The sequence below is a fragment of the Bdellovibrionota bacterium genome (assembly GCA_035292885.1).
GTDB lineage: Bacteria > Bdellovibrionota_G > JALEGL01 > JALEGL01 > DATDPG01 > DATDPG01.
In genome coordinates this window covers 1-15,341 of sequence record DATDPG010000031.1, presented here as the reverse complement: position 1 = coordinate 15,341, position 15,341 = coordinate 1, and the positions used below count along the sequence as shown (strand labels likewise).

Sequence of the window (15,341 nt, the reverse complement as noted above, 5' to 3'; positions counted from 1 at the left end):
CGCTGCTGCCTCATAGAAAGGGCGTATAAGCGACAGTGGGTAATAAACTCCTTCGAATCGATTGACTTCGACGAACAGCCGGTCGCTGAAAACGGATGGTGGAGACTTACATGACGCTCAAGAACCCGACGAAACGAAAAACGTACGACGAAAAATCATGAGGCTGCGGATTCGGAAGATGGTTCTGGCGCTGGTGGTCCTCACCGCGTGCGGAAAGCCGACGGCGCCTGATCTCTTCACGGCGATCAAGGCGCAGCGGCTCGACAACGTTCAGCGCATCGTTAAGAAAGAACCCGCCCTCCTGCATGCCCGGAACCGGGAGGGGTTCACGCCCCTCACGCTGGCCGCGGGGATCGGCAACCGGACCGTCCTCGAGACGCTTCTTAAAGGCGGCGCCGGGCCGAACGAGCCGGACGGCGGCGGCATTACGCCGTTACAGGTGGCGATCAAAGCGGGCCATACGCCGAACGCGATCCTCCTGATCGAATCGGGCGCCGACATCAAGACTCTCGACACGAAAGGAAACTCCCTCCTCACCACCGCCGCACTGAAAGGGAATAACGAGGTTGTGAAGCTTCTCCTGAAAAAGGGAGCGGATATCCGCGCCGACGACGCCGAGGGCGAAACAGCGCTGCTAGCGGGAATCCGGTCCGCAAAACCGGACGTCGTGAAAACGCTGGTCTCGGCTGGAGCCGACCTTTCCGTCCGGGATCGCGTCGGTCGGAAGCCGGTGGAACTGGCCGGCGACGAGGGATCGATGGAGATCTTCGAGTTCCTTAGGAATAAAGGCCAGGAGCCAGTATACGACGGGGAAATTCACGACGCCGTGGCGGACGGAAAGATCGCCCTCGTCCAGAAGCTCCTTAAAAAGCAGCGTGCGCTGGCGAATGCCGAAGGAGGACGAGGGAACCGGCCGCTGCATTTCTCCTGCATGGGGGATCGGACCGATCTCGCGCAACTTCTTCTCCGGAACGGAGCGGATCCGAACACGATGAACGGCGTGGGGAACACCCCGTTGCAGGAGTGCTGCCTCCTCGGGTCGATGAAAGTGGCAGCCCTACTCATCGAGAAGAAGACCCGGGTTGACCACCTGAACCGAAAAGGTGAAACGGCGCTGCATCTCGTTGTGAAAAATGGGAAGCCAACCCTCGTAACTCTTTTGACACAGAAACTCGTTTCCACCGGCGGATCGGTCGACTCGAAAGATCGCGGAGAGAGAACACCGCTCAGCCACGCCCTCGACCCCGGCATTATCGAGATCCTCCTCAAAGCGGGTGCCGCGCCGAATGCGAAAGATCGGAAAGGGGCGACTCCCCTCGAGTGGATGGTCTACGGAGGATGCGGGGCATGCGCTTCATTGCTCGTCGAGAAGGGGGCCGCCCTTTCCGTCCCGGTTCACGAGGCCGCGTTTAAAGGTGACACCGAAGCACTTCGCCGGATCCTGGAAAAAGACGCGAGCCTCGCGGGGACGAAGGATGCGCTGGGGCAGGCGCCGATCCACTACGCGTCGCTCTTAGGGCGCACCGAAGCCGTCCGGTATTTGCTTTCGAAGGGAGCCGATCCCTCGGCTCCGTCGGCTTTATTGCCGCTTCATCGGGCGGCGGCAGCCGGCTCCGCTGAACTCATTGCACTGTTGTTGGAGAACGGCGCCAAAATCGAGGCTCAGGCGGAGGAAACGAACGCAACTCCCCTCCATCTTGCCGCCCGGGAGGGGAACAAAGATGCCGTGAAAGCGCTTCTCGGCAAGAGCGCGAATGTGAACGCGCTGACGAGCCGGGGGGACACGGCTCTTCAGCTCGCCGCGGACAAGAGTTTGTCGGTGGATGTCGCGAAACTTCTGATCGACGCCAACGTGGACCGGACGGTCGAAAATGACAAGGGGGAAACCGCGCTCGACATCACCGAGTGGCGAAGCGAGAACGAGAAGGACAAGGCGACAGCCGCGAGAGCCAAGGAATTCGCGCGGCTGATTGTCAAAGGGCCCGCAAAGTAAACAATTCAGCTTCCTCGAATTCCGGAACTCGGACTAGAGCGTGAGATTTTACGGCTTCACGTTCAAGCTTGGCATAGAGACGATCGGCGTATTTTTAGGAGGTTTGAATTCGAAGCGCCGGTTCTCGATCGAAGGGTTCACGCGAATATCCGTAAAGCGGATTTCACTTTCTCCCTCCAACGAGTCGATCACGCGGGATGCGACCACCAGCATCGGCTCGCCCGACCGAACGGTCAGGAAAACTTCCTTCACGTTCGGAATCGGCTCCTTCGGGAGACAACGAAGCGTCGTTTCCTGTTTATCTTCTGTTTTTTTTTCGCCCTTCAGCGAGACCGTGAATTTGTCGGTCAATTTGGCGCCACCCCACAAGAACGCCAACGCCACCGGAAGGTCGCTTTGCGCCGGCTGAGGCGTGACCAGCGCCTGGTGATCTTCGGGGTCGTATAAGAGAATTTCCTTGCCGTTGGACACCAGAACCTTTCCTTTGGGTTCACGGTAGTCCCATCGCATCTTGCCCGGTTTTACGATCGCCAGCTTCCCTCGATTTATCTTTTCGTCGAATCGCTTGGAGCGATACGTTTGCTCGAAATTCGCTTCGATCGATTGAATATGGTCGTAGCTCTTTTGGAGTTGATCGACGACTCCCTGAACCTCGGCGCCGTTTGCGGACACCGCCCAAGTCAGAAGGCACGCTGCCGGAATTATTTTCTTGAACATGCGATGCAGACTAGTTTTTCCTCGTCACCGATTCAACCTGTTTCAGAATTTCGCGGTCCGGCGAAACTCGTTCGCTTAAGGGAACAAGCTCATTCGCGTACCAGCTTTTGGGGCGGGGGCCCAGGGATTTAATTCGCTCCTCGATTTGCTTCCGGGCTGCGGGTTCTTCCGAAAAGCGGAGATCGTCTTCCAGCCGCAATCGATCGATCTGATTTTTTGTCGACAGCTTATCGCTTTCCAGATGCAGCTGGAGTTTGCCGACAAATTGCCCGCGATAGTCCGCTTCGAAAAAAAGAACATCCTTCCGAAGGATTGGATCGTCTAGGTGTTTCCCCGTATGCCCGAGGATCACGATGTCTCCGCGCTTGAGGACCTTCGCGATGCCGGAAATCTCCGTCTCGGCGATATGCGCGAGAACGAGAACTAGGTCGACTTTCGGCCGAATCTTCGCAATTTCGGCTCTCCAATTCTCGTCGAACCGGGGAAAAAGGTTTGGGGATCCGAAACCGAAAATGGCGACACGCCATCCCGACCTTTCCACGATCCGGAGCGCCGGCGAACGATCGAATTCGGGAGACCCGAAACCGCGGCCGTCGAAAATATCGGCCTCCCCGCGCAAGATGGCGTCGTACTGCAGGGACTCGTAAATGCGGGAAATCAGCTGAGCGCTTCGATCGGCTTCCTTCCGTAAATGGACCGGCAACGTGGCGATGGGAGCGTACGAAAGGTCGTCCCCCGAATCGACCAGGAGAAGGGGAACGCCGCGTCCTCTTTCGCCGCGCACGAACGCGGCCCGGCGGGCCAACCCGCCCAAATTCTCCGTCGCGCACCCGCACGGCCCCACCTCCCCCCTCGTATTTCCCGTATATAAAACAACCAGATCTTCCCGCGCGACGCTCTGACCACTTATTAAACAAAGCACAGCGAAGAAAACGAGATGCGGCGAGGTCGGTCGAGCAATTTGGCGAATATGGAACCAGATCATCGCGGTTAAAACGACGATTGGGTGGCCCGACGGGGATCCCCAAGTCCACGCGCAAGCATGAGCATGGACTTGGGGGCTCCCGTCGGGACCGGAGCCCAATCGTCGTTTTCTGTTCCTCGATGTTGTGAATCAAACTTCAAATCGACTCATGCGGACTTCGCGCGGCTTGCCCACTTCGCCCGGCGCCAGCCACCCCTCGTCGTCCATCCTCTCCACGATCCGCGCCGCCCGGTTGTAACCGATCCGAAGTTTCCGCTGGATCATGGAGATGGACGCCACTCGGTGAAGACGGATGATGTTGAGCGCCTGTTGGTACATCTCGTTGTCCTCGCCCTCCCCCGAGGCTTCCCGCTCCATCTCTTCCTGCTGTACGCGCAATATCTCATGATCGTAGTCGGGCGAACCCTGTTCCTTCCAGAAGTCGGTCACCCGTTTTACTTCGTTGTCGGTGACGAAAGCGCCGTGAATTCGCTCCAGCTTGGACGTCCCCGGCGGCAGGAAGAGCATGTCGCCGGCGCCCAAGAGAAGTTCCGCGCCGTTGGCGTCGAGAATCGTCCGGGAATCGATCTTGGACGAAACCTGAAACGAAATTCGCGCGGGCATATTGGCCTTGATGACGCCCGTGATGACATCCACGGACGGTCTTTGCGTCGCCAGAAGAAGGTGGATCCCGGCCGCGCGAGCCATTTGAGAAAGACGAATGATCGATTCCTCGACCTCCCGGCTGGAAATCATCATGAGGTCGGCCAGCTCGTCGATGACGATCATGATGTACGGCATCGGACCCGTGTGTTCTTCGGGTTTCACTTTCTCTCCGGACGCCAAGAGATCTTCGGGAAGGGAAAGATCTTGGGCGCTTTTCTTCGCTTCCTCCGGCGACACCTTCCCGTCCAGAATTTTGGGCACCTTCTTGTTGTAACCTTCGATGTTCCGTACGCCGATGTCGGCCATAAACCGGTACCGATGCTCCATTTCGAGTACGGCCCACCGGAGCGCCGCCGAGGCTTTCCTCGGGTCGGTCACCACGGGAAGCAACAGGTGCGGGATGTTGTCGTAAAAAGACAATTCCAACATCTTCGGATCGACGAGAATCATCCGCACTTCGTCCGGCGTCGATTTGTAAAGCACCGAGAGAATCATGCTGTTGACCGAAACCGACTTTCCGGAGCCTGTGGCGCCCGCCACCAAAAGATGCGGCATTTTTCGGAGATCGGTCACAAAAGGCGTGCCGGAGATATCTTTGCCCAGAGCGAACGTCAGGCGGGACGAACCCTGTTTGAAGACGTCGTCGGCGATGACGTCCTTGAGATAAACCACCTGGCGTTGGCGGTTGGCGACTTCGATTCCGATCACCGCTTTCCCGGGCAGAGGAGTGATGCGAACGGACATGGCTTTGAGGGCGAGCGCCAGATCGTCGTTCAATCGTGTGACGTGCGTGACTTTGATGCCGGGTGCCGGCTCAAACTCGTACATCGTGATCACCGGGCCGGGCTGAACTTCCACCACCTTCCCGAAGACACCAAAGTCCTTGAGCTTCTGTTCCAACGTCTGGGCGTTTCGGAAGAGCTCCTCGCGATCGATCGCGATCGACTGTTCTTCCGGAGCGTCCAAGAGCGAAATGTCGGGGAGCTTGTAGGTTCGGATGTCCCGCTTATCTTTGTGCGCTTTGGCCTCTTCCGGTTCCTCTTCCATCGTATGGAACTGGGGCATCGAACGCCGGTCGCTGGCCTTGGGAAAAACGATGGGGATTTCTTTCGCCGGAGCCTCGATCGAAAAATCATCCATAAGTACGTTTTCCGTCACCACCTCTCCGGCGACTTTGATGCTGTCCGAAACCGAGATCGACGGCTCGCCCACATCGGCGCGGATCTTGGCCATCCCCTTCTCAATCTTCTTTTCCTCCAGCTCCAGGAAACGTGCTGCGGATCGGTTCACACGCTGCCACGCTCTTGCAAGGATCTCCCGGGAATGGAGGAAAGCATCACCCAGGAACGAGAGCTTTCCGACGAACGCTTCAAACGTCAGCCGAACGGAAAGAACCAACGCCACGGCCAGAGCGGTTAGGCCGGCCAGCAGTGCGCCGATGGTTCCGACATACGCGAGGCAGAGTTTCCGGAGCAGAAACCCGGTCACCCCTCCCCATGGGGGGAACCGAGCCGCGTCGCCCGCGGCCAAGGCCAAGAAGAGCGTGGCCGCCAGAACCAGGAGAATAAAGCCCGAAGCTTGGGCCGAAGCCCCTTGCCAGCTTTTCCGAAAGACGACCGCCCAAGCCACGCCCACCAAAGCGAACGGGACGAAAAACGACGCAAACCCAAAAAGCTGCATGAAAATGTCGGACGCGTAACTCCCGCCGATCCCGCACCAGTTGTGCACGGCGGACGGAGATCCCGCCACTTTTGTATTGAGCGAGGGGTCGAGGGGGCTGTAACTGATCAGGGAAAGGAAAAGAAAAATCGCGAACGCCAATAAAAGAAATCCCGCCAGATCGCGAAGTGGGGTCGATAAATCTTCTTTTTCTTTAGCCATCCGCAACGCCCAACGATTCCAGAAATTATATCCGAGGCGCGTCTAGGCGCAACGTGTCGATGAAGGTGAGAATGATGGAGAGTCTTTGATTCCGCGGGACGCCGTCCGATCGGCGGCTCGGAACACAGTAAAGCGGAGACCGCAGGGGCCGACTAGGGCACGAACGGATTTTCAATCCGCAGTCCAAGAATCCCCTGTTGGTGGCTCATATCCTCCGAAAGAACCCGTTCGGCCCCGGCCGAAAGGGCGGCGGAAACGATAAGCGCATCCCAAAAGGAAAGTTGGTGACGTTCCTCCAACTCGGAGGCTCGCAGAACGTGGTCGCTCGTTACATTTTCCACCTTCCACGCCGTGTATCCCGACACAATTTCGCGCGCTGTTGACTTGGAAATCGGGTGAGAAATCTTGCGCGTAACATTCACATAAAATTCCTGAAGCACTTGCGTGCTCAGGACGCCGCGCCGGTTTGTCCAGAGTTTCTCGAGAAGATCGGCAGCAATCTCATGCTTTCGGCCCGCGTCTAAATCGTGGGCATAAATGAGTACATTCGTATCCACAAACGTGTCATCGTTCATGCCATTCATCCCGCGTCGCTGTGATCTTTCCTCCCAAATGAAAGCCCTGTCTTATCCATTCAAGTGATTTCCGTTTGGCGACGTTGTACCGATCTTCGTCGCGAACGAGCAGTTCGATCTGTTTTGAGAGCAATCGACTGATGGATGCCCCCCGCTGAGCGGCCAAAACACGCGCTTTTCGGATCAAGTTTGCGTCCAAGCGGAGCGTGAGATTTCGCTTCTTATCCTTTCCAGATTGCGTCTTATCTTGCACGGCTTTATGTGTAGCACACTTTTAACGTGTTTACAATTATTATAAAATAAACAATAATAACAAATAGATGTCCATTAAAAATAAAAAAATAGCGTTCGATTTCTGAGGTCTCCGAGCACTCCTTGCCGCAACCCTGGTAACGCGCGAAAGGCTTTCTGAAAGGTCCTCAGCCGTCTCTTCAAATGCCAGACCCCTGGCGAAGAGTTCGGGGCCGCGAACCAGTTGCCCCGAGTGAGCGTCCAGAATCGCGATCAGACCGACCATCCCGGTAAAAACTCCCGAACGCTGTCCTCAGAGGGCGGAGCCGCGTATCCAGTCCATACCGTTTTACTGAGCCGGGCCGAAGGTTTCCACCGTGGTATTCTGGTGCACCACTTCAATGAAGACGTCCGTGCTCCCGGCCGGCTTGTCGGGGACGATGAACGAATACGAGCTTCCCAGTCCGGTAATACACTGCTCGCACCGGATCAGGCTCGGATTCAGCTGAACGCGGGTGCCCTTATTGTCACACGCTGCGACGTTAAAGCCTTCGAGGTCGGTTTCAGCCGTCGTCGCCCACGACAGGGTCGCGCTGTTCCCCCCCATTGGGGAACCGCTAACGAGCTGAATATTCGATGCTCCCGTAACATGGTTAGCGTCGAACTCCAGGACGCGATTGCTGTACTCCTCCATCACAAAGACATTGCCGGACCCATCTACTGCCACACCGTCAGGACTATGGAGTTCTCCAGCCCCGATGAACCCGTCTGGAGTCAGGTTCGTGGTCGGGTTATCATAAACCACGATCTGGTTGTCACCGTTGTCCGCAACATAGAGCTTGCCGCCGGCGTAGGTCAAACCTATAGGAGTATTTAATCCTGTAATCGTCCTGTTCGGTGCCTGGTTTGTTACGTGGGGACTGTCATACTCAAACACACGGCCACCCTTCGGATCCGAGACAAAGAGATTGCCCGCACCGTCCACGGCCAGCCCCCCTATCGCGAAGGGAACATTGATGGTGGTCACCCCACTGCCAAAGTCGAAGATAAACACGCGTTTCAGATCCGAGACATAGAATTTGCCGAGGGAGTCGATCGCCAACCAATAGAGATGGGTTGTAGATCCAAGTACGGAGAAGGGACCCGAGAAAGAAGGGCTATTGTACCTGACAACCTGCTTGTTTTTAGTATCCACGACATATAGGTTGCCGTCAGGGCCGAACGCGATGCCTTTGGGATCATTGAGGCCCACAAGCATCCGGTCAGCGGTCTGGTCCGTAAGGGGGCTGTTGTATCCGAGTACCTGGTCGCCTGCGTAATCTGCCACATAAAGATTCCCGGCGGTATCCACTGCCACTCCCGAAGGATCGACGCTACCCCCAAAGATCCGGTCGCCGTCATCGGGGACACAGGGAGCTCCCAAAGTCGCCGTCGGTCTGACCAGACCGCCGAGCATCAGGGTTACCGAAACTGTTAAAAGGAACTTTATATTTCGCACAAATCACCTCACATCAGGTTGGGAGTGGGAGAGCACTTCGAACGGGCTATACTCTGATGCAGCGCGCCGTGCAAACTTTAAAAAACTGAGGCGTGGCGACGCCGCCGCTGTCTGTCAAACCTCGAGGACGATCGGAATAACGACCGGCTTGCGGTCGAGGGCGTTTTTGAAGAATCGGCGGAGGGCCAGGCGGATCTCCTCCTGCACGGCGACGTTCTCCGTGCGCGCCTCGGGGCCAAAATCCTCCAATGTGTCGCGAACGACCTCCTTGGCTTCCGCCATGAGATCCTCGGCCACTTCCTCAAACGCCACGCCTCTGGCGAAGAGTTCGGGTCCGCGAACCAGTTCGCCGGAATGCGCGTCCAAAATCGCCACCACCACCACCATCCCGGTTTCCGCCAATTGGCGGCGGTCGCGCAGGACCGCGCTTCCGATGTCTCCCAGTTCGCGACCGTCCAATACAGACCGGCGCAGATCGAGCGGCGGAAGGCGCTTGGCAACCCCGCCGGAAAATGTAACCCCCATGCCGTCTTCGAGCAGAAAGGCCCTCTCCTTCGGCATTCCGGTCTCGTGCGCTAGTTTCACATGCTCCACCAAATGCCGAAATTCCCCGTGCACCGGCACGAAATATTGCGGCCGGACTGTCTTCAGCATGGTCTTCAGGTCTTCCCGGTACGCATGCCCCGATACATGGATATCCGAACCTCGGTTCGTGAAGACTTCCGCCCCCCGGCGATACATGTGGTTTACGATGGAAAAAATCGCCCGCTCGTTCCCCGGAATGAAACGCGACGAAAGCACCACCCGGTCCCCCGGAAGCACTTTGAGCTCCTTGTGCTGATCGATCGCCATTCGCGCAAGAGCGGATCGCGGCTCCCCCTGCGTCCCGGTAGCCACGATAACGACCCGGTCGCGCGGCAACCGCCCCACATCGGAGATGTCGATCAACAAATCGTCGGGAAAACGCAGGTAGCCAAGCTCGCGACCGATCCCGACGTTTTGAATCATCGATCGCCCCGCCAGAAGGACCTTCTTGTCGGACGCCAAAGCGATCTCGGTGACCTGCTTGAGCCTCGGGATGTGCGAAGCAAAGCAGGCGACGATCACCCAGCCGGGCGCGTCGCCGATCAATTTTTCGAGATCTTGGCGAACCGAACTTTCGGAAAGGCTCGTCCCCGGCACATCCACGTTCGTGCTGTCCGATAGAAGAAGCAGGACTCCCTTTTTCCCCAGCACGCCGATTCTTTCCAGATCGGTGGTCCTCCCGTCGGCCGGTTTGGGATCAATTTTGAAATCGCCCGTATGAAAAATCGTCCCCTCGGGCGTTTCGATCGCGAGCCCCATCGCATCCGCGATGGAATGGCTCATCCGGACGAACTCGATCCGAAACGGCCCGATCGTGACCTGATCTCCGTCTTTCACGAGCTCCAATTCGGCATCGCGCAGGAGCTCATGTTCCCGAAGTTTTTCCTTGACCAACGCCAGCGTAAAGCGGGAGCCGTAGATCGGGACATTCCGCTCCCGAAGGAGAAACGGGACGGCGCCGATGTGGTCCTCGTGCCCGTGGGTTAGAACGATCGCGCTAAAATTGATTTGGGGTTCCAAAAGATAGCTGAAGTCCGGGACGATCAGGTCGATTCCCGGCAAATGGTGGTCGGAGAACATGATGCCGCAATCGACGACGATCGCCTCGGAGCCGTACTGAACGACCATCAGGTTCATTCCGATCTCTCCCAGACCTCCGATCGGAAGGATTTTGAGCGTTTTTTTCATACGAAATGACAGGCCACGGTATGGCCGGGCGCAATCTGCCTTAACACAGGCACTTCCGTTTTGCACCGGCTCTCGGCGATCGGGCATCTTGGATGAAAGACACATCCCGAAGGAGGACTCGCAGGATTCGGAACGTCACCTCCCAAAACGATTCGCGTTCGCCGCCTGGATGGATCCGGAATCGGCACAGATGCCAAGAGTGCCTTCGTGTACGGATGCTTGGCCGCTTGCGAAAGACCTAAGCCCGGCAGCAGCTCCATCAGGCGCCCGAGATACATCACGGCGACGCGATCCGAGATGAACTCCACCACGCGCAAATCGTGGGAGATGAAGAGGTAGGAGAGCTTGAATTTTTTTCGGAGGTCCAAAAGGAGATTCATGATCTGCGCCTGTATGGAAACGTCGAGCGCGGAAACCGGCTCATCGGCGACAATGAATTTCGGTTGAACGGCCAGCGCCCGGGCGATTCCGATTCTCTGGCGCTGCCCGCCGCTGAACTCATGGGGAAATTTGTAAAGCGTGTCCGACGAAAGACCGACCGTTTCCAGGAGAGCGGCCACACGATCGGGAATTTCCTTGTGCGGCGCCAGACGATGAATCACCAGCGCCTCGCCGACGATGTCTTGAATCTTCATCCGAGGATTGAGCGATCCGTACGGGTCCTGAAAAATCATCTGCGCTTTTCGCCGCCAGGCTCGGAGTTGGTCCTCGGCCATGGCGGTGACGTCTTCTCCCTCAAACCGGACACTCCCTGCCGTCGGCTCCACCAGCCGCAGGATCATGCGCCCCAACGTCGTCTTTCCACAGCCCGATTCTCCGACCAGACCTACGGTTTCGCCTTCGTTTACTTCCAGAGAAATGTTCTCCACGGCGTGAACATTCCCTTTCGGTCGGCGCAAAAGACCGGCCCGGATCGGAAACCATTTTCGGAGCCGCTGAACTTCCAAAAGCGGCGTCATGCTTTTATGCAACGGACAAAATGGCCCGGACTGACTTCCCGTAAATCCGGTTCGCGCTCTTTACACTCCGCCGCGGCGAGAGGACACCGATCGTAAAAGCGGCAATACGGCGGGACCGCGCCCAGCGGGGGGACGCGACCCGGAATCACCTCCAGTTTTTCCTTGGAACTATGCGCGCCGGGCCTCGGAATCGATCGATAGAGCGCTTGGGTATAAGGGTGCCGAGGGTGAGCAAAAAGATTCTTCACATTCGCCAATTCGACGATGACGCCTGCGTACATAACGGCGACACGATCGGCCACTTCAGCGACGACGCCGAGGTCGTGCGTAATGAGAAGCACGCCCATTTGAGTCTCCTCTTGAAGCTGGTCGATAAGCGCCAAGATCTGCGCCTGAATCGTCACGTCCAAAGCCGTCGTCGGTTCGTCCGCGACCAAAACTTTCGGATTACAGGAGAGCGCCATCGCGATCATGATCCTCTGGCGCATCCCGCCGCTCATTTGGTGCGGATAATCGTCGTACCGCTCTTTGGGAGCCGGAAACCCGACTCGATGCATGGCCTCGCACGCTCTTGCCTTGGCTTCGTGGGATCCGACCCGTTGGTGAACTTCGATCGCTTCGGCAATTTGGTCTCCGACGGTGAACACCGGATTGAGGGACGTCATCGGCTCCTGAAAAATCATCGCGATTTCTTTTCCACGAATGCGGCGCATCTGGCCGAGGGGAATTTGCAAGAGATCCCGGCCGTCATAGCGGATCTCCCCCGACTCGATTTTTCCGGGGGGATACGTAATCAGGCGAAGAAGCGAAAGAGCCGTGACCGTTTTACCGCAGCCGGATTCTCCGACGAGGGAAAATGTTTCCCCCCGTTCCAGATGAAACGAAATCTGGTCGACCGCTCGATGAAATTTTTTCCCCGCCCGGAACCCGATGGAGAGACTCCGAACGTCCAGAAGCGTCGATTGCACGTGTTCGTTCAACGTATCGGACGGCCTGACCCCTTTCAAGTTAGGAAACCCTTTGGTACAACCGGCCGATGTCGGACCCCATCGTCTTAACGAACTTCCAACCGCTTCTCCCGCCGTACGAGATCAAACAAGAAGTTGCGGGTCGGTGGTTGGCCGAGGCCCATACGCAGGCCGAAGCCACAAAACTTCGGGCGTCGGGTCAAGCGGTCGACACAATTCGAGAAAAAATGAGAACTCTCGTCGACCGTTACGGCTGTAACGTCGGCCAAATTTTGACCCGTCGGCATGAACTTTCCGATTTTCAACATACGAATTGGCCGGAAATGAAAATTTTTCGCTTACTCGACCGACCGGAAGGACTGGGTCTCGAGGCGCGAATGCGTTTTTTCCGTGAACGTGTCTCGGATTTATTTGAAAGATGGTATCCGGCGGACAGTGCGCCTCCCGACGATCTTATTCATGTCTCATGCACCGGATATGTCTCCCCGAGCGCGGCGCAAGAAGTCGTCGCTCAAAATGGGTGGGGGGAACGGACGACCGTTACGCACGCCTATCACATGGGATGTTACGGAACGATCCCCGCGCTTCGCATCGCCCGCGGATTTCTTCAGAGCGGGCGGGGCAGAGCCGACATCGCACACACGGAACTCTGTACACTTCATCTCAATCCTTCCCTCCACACACCGGATCAGTTTGTCGTCCAAAGCCTCTTCGCCGACGGCCATATCCGGTATTCCTTGGAGCGAAAGATCGAGAACGCCGCGAACCCGTCTCCAAGTTTTGTATTGCTGGCGGTTCGAGAAGAGCTCTTGCCCGATTCAACAGATGCAATGACGTGGCTCTGCTCGGACTGGGGTTTCACGATGACGCTCTCGCGCGATGTCCCGATCCTGACGGCCCGCGCGATCGAGCATTTTTTGGAACGCCTTTTTGCTGAGGCTGAAATGGATTTCCAGAAAAAACGCGATCGAATCTTGATCGCGCTTCATCCGGGAGGTCCGGCCATTCTCGACCGCGTTTTGGACACGCTCCGCCTAAGGGAAGATCAGATCGCCCATAGCCGGTCCGTCCTTCGTTCTTACGGCAACATGTCCTCCGCCACGCTTCCTTATATATGGAGGCAGATGGCCGAAGATCCCGCGGTCTTGGCGGGATCGTTGATCGCGAGTGTAACGTTCGGCCCGGGGCTGACGGCTGGAGGGTGTCTCTTGGAAAAACGGTAAGCCATGTGGTGGGTCGTATTCCTTCCGTACGCTTTTCAGGCCCTATTGATGTTCGTCGATGAGTTTTATTTTCATTACCGGCGCGGCCTGCCGCGTTGGGAAAAAATCGGCCATCCGCTCGATACGCTTACGGTGATCGGCTGTTTCGTTTTTCTTTTTCGAATTCCACCGAGCCCAGTGAATCTCATCCTATACGGGGCGTGCGTGGTCGTCTCATCCCTTTTCGTGACGAAAGATGAATTCGTTCACTCCGACCATTGCGCCCCTGGCGAACAGTGGGTTCATGCGCTTCTTTTCTTGATTCACCCGATCGTCCTCGTCCTTCCGGTCGCTCTCTGGCCGGCTCTTCATATGGGAGAAGCGCATCTTCCATCGGCTTGGGTTCCCCACGTTCCGTTTTACGCTTTCTTTTTGCGCGGGCTTTTAGGGTTTCTTGTCATGTACGGTCTTTATCAAACCATTTATTGGAACTGGATATGGCGCGGCACGGTTCAAACACCGAAAAAATAGACCTGGAGATCTACAACCAGCTCGGCGACCGTTGGTACACAGCACAGGACGACCCCGTGGCGCTGCTGCGCGCCGAAACGCGGCTCCGGAACCCTTGGGTGCTTGAAGAGATCGGCCGAACGTACGGTGAAAAATCGTGCGACGTTCTCGATATCGGATGCGGTGGCGGATTCGTTTCTAACGCGTTGGCCAAAGCCGGCCACCGCGTGAAAGCTGTGGATGTTTCCAAAGAAAGCCTACTCGTCGCGAGGCAACATGATAAAACCCGCCGGGTCGAATTCGGATGCGCGGATGCTTACTACCTCCCCTTTCGACCGAAGAGCTTCGATGTCGTCTGCGCCATGGATTTTCTCGAACATGTGGAGGATCCGGAAAAAATTATTTCCGAGGTGCGGCGCATTCTTCGTCCGGAAGGGATCTTTTTCTTCCACGCCTTTAACCGAAACTGGATGAGTTGGCTGATCGTCATCAAAGGAGTCGAATGGGTAGTCGCTAATACGCCCAAACGACTGCACCTGTATCACCTGTTCATTCGGCCGAACGAACTCGTGCGGTTGTGCGGGCGATATGGCCTCCGAATTCAAGAGTTCCGGGGGACGCGCCCTAAAATATTCACAAAGGCCTTTTTCGATCTACTGCGTACCGGCAGTGTTTCCGATGAACTGGAATTTAGATTCAGCGGGTCTCGAATTCTCGGCTACGTGGGTTTAGCGCGTCTCGAACGGTAGACTCGATGGGCGGGCCGGGAATCTTCGAGCATCTTGGAGATATCCGCCCTCCAAGTAATCGGAGCACCAGGACAGGTCCACTTCCGGAAGGAGCGCCGTCTTTGGCGAAATCGGTGAATTCATCCAGGCATTTCCGTCGTAGTAGAGTTTCCCGTTGGCCTCGAACGTGTATTCAGTTTTTCGGAGATCGCTTTCCCTCTTCAAGAGACGTTCTAGTGCGACTAGTTCACCCACTTGATCTCCATCCAAGAAACCTTGGGACACTTTGGCGTTTAATTCATCGTATCGATCCGTCAAGAATTCACAGCTGACATATTTGATCACGGAACCGTTGTAGATTCCGATGGGTCCGGCGTGGAGACGCACGACCGGTTCAACGTACGGCCCGTTCAAAAAGGCGGCTAATCTGGAGACATATTCGTTCCGTTCTTCGGGTGGGAGAGCGACGTACGTCCTGTGGAGCTGGCCGAAATAGTCGTCGACCGATGTCGTTTCTGTCAGATGATCCGCAAGATCGGCCTCGGCGGCGCTGTGGCGCCGAATTCCATCGTCGGCGGCACCCACGTCGTTTGCGTAAGTCAACATGAATAGAAACGCGACGACCGGTCCACCCCATCCTCCTCTTGCGAACATGCTACCGGCCGGAACGCGGACC

The 15,341-nt window shown here is 56.8% G+C and carries 14 protein-coding genes; 4 read left to right on the top strand and 10 right to left on the bottom strand.

What is annotated here, in order from left to right; translation table 11 throughout:
- Positions 1-157 precede the first annotated feature (157 nt).
- On the top strand, positions 158-1,993 hold the full coding sequence (locus VI895_02560) for an ankyrin repeat domain-containing protein (protein ID HLG18682.1): 1,836 nt from the start codon (positions 158-160) through the stop codon (positions 1,991-1,993).
- 48 nt (positions 1,994-2,041) lie between these two features.
- Here the strand turns inward: VI895_02560 and VI895_02555 are convergent, their stop codons facing one another.
- The 9 genes from VI895_02555 to VI895_02515 form a co-directional block, all read right to left on the bottom strand.
- Positions 2,042-2,710, bottom strand: a complete 669-nt coding sequence (locus VI895_02555) for an outer membrane lipoprotein carrier protein LolA (protein ID HLG18681.1) — start codon at positions 2,708-2,710, stop codon at positions 2,042-2,044.
- Positions 2,711-2,720: 10 nt separating this feature from the next.
- Positions 2,721-3,554 carry a hypothetical protein gene (locus tag VI895_02550; protein HLG18680.1) on the bottom strand — a complete coding sequence of 278 codons (834 nt, stop codon included), beginning with the start codon at positions 3,552-3,554 and terminating at the stop codon, positions 2,721-2,723.
- Between the two features lie 270 nt (positions 3,555-3,824).
- Positions 3,825-6,221: a DNA translocase FtsK 4TM domain-containing protein gene (locus VI895_02545; protein ID HLG18679.1), complete on the bottom strand. Its 2,397-nt coding sequence runs from the start codon at positions 6,219-6,221 to the stop codon at positions 3,825-3,827.
- Positions 6,222-6,373: 152 nt separating this feature from the next.
- Positions 6,374-6,796 (bottom strand): PIN domain-containing protein, encoded by a 423-nt coding sequence (locus tag VI895_02540; GenBank protein ID HLG18678.1) that lies wholly within the window; start codon positions 6,794-6,796, stop codon positions 6,374-6,376.
- Positions 6,786-7,049, bottom strand: coding sequence for a DUF6364 family protein (locus tag VI895_02535; protein HLG18677.1), 264 nt, complete (start codon positions 7,047-7,049; stop codon positions 6,786-6,788). Before VI895_02535 ends, VI895_02540 begins: the two co-directional genes overlap by 11 nt.
- Before the next feature lie 327 nt (positions 7,050-7,376).
- Positions 7,377-8,483 carry an NHL repeat-containing protein gene (locus VI895_02530; protein HLG18676.1) on the bottom strand — a complete coding sequence of 369 codons (1,107 nt, stop codon included), beginning with the start codon at positions 8,481-8,483 and terminating at the stop codon, positions 7,377-7,379.
- 156 nt (positions 8,484-8,639) lie between these two features.
- Positions 8,640-10,298, bottom strand: coding sequence for a ribonuclease J (locus VI895_02525; GenBank protein ID HLG18675.1), 1,659 nt, complete (start codon positions 10,296-10,298; stop codon positions 8,640-8,642).
- Positions 10,295-11,257: an ABC transporter ATP-binding protein gene (locus VI895_02520; GenBank protein HLG18674.1), complete on the bottom strand. Its 963-nt coding sequence runs from the start codon at positions 11,255-11,257 to the stop codon at positions 10,295-10,297. The genes VI895_02525 and VI895_02520 overlap by 4 nt, the downstream gene beginning before the upstream one ends.
- The gene (locus tag VI895_02515) at positions 11,254-12,264 is read right to left on the bottom strand and encodes an ABC transporter ATP-binding protein (protein HLG18673.1); all 1,011 of its coding nucleotides are present in this window, start codon (positions 12,262-12,264) and stop codon (positions 11,254-11,256) included. The genes VI895_02520 and VI895_02515 overlap by 4 nt, the downstream gene beginning before the upstream one ends.
- Before the next feature lie 29 nt (positions 12,265-12,293).
- Here VI895_02515 and VI895_02510 point away from each other — a divergent pair, with 29 nt between their 5' ends.
- From VI895_02510 to ubiG, 3 genes are read left to right on the top strand one after another with little or no spacing between them, the layout of a single operon-like run.
- Positions 12,294-13,448 (top strand): 3-oxoacyl-[acyl-carrier-protein] synthase III C-terminal domain-containing protein, encoded by a 1,155-nt coding sequence (locus VI895_02510; GenBank protein ID HLG18672.1) that lies wholly within the window; start codon positions 12,294-12,296, stop codon positions 13,446-13,448.
- Between the two features lie 3 nt (positions 13,449-13,451).
- A complete protein-coding gene (locus VI895_02505) occupies positions 13,452-13,958 on the top strand; it encodes a hypothetical protein (protein ID HLG18671.1) in 507 nt (168 codons plus the stop codon).
- Complete coding sequence (gene ubiG, locus VI895_02500; protein HLG18670.1) at positions 13,925-14,686, top strand: bifunctional 2-polyprenyl-6-hydroxyphenol methylase/3-demethylubiquinol 3-O-methyltransferase UbiG; 762 nt, start codon at positions 13,925-13,927, stop codon at positions 14,684-14,686. The genes VI895_02505 and ubiG overlap by 34 nt, the downstream gene beginning before the upstream one ends.
- Here ubiG and VI895_02495 read toward each other — a convergent pair.
- Positions 14,666-15,341: hypothetical protein (locus VI895_02495; protein ID HLG18669.1), on the bottom strand; the 676-nt coding region annotated here is incomplete at its 5' end. The two genes, ubiG and VI895_02495, sit on opposite strands and share 21 nt — an antisense overlap.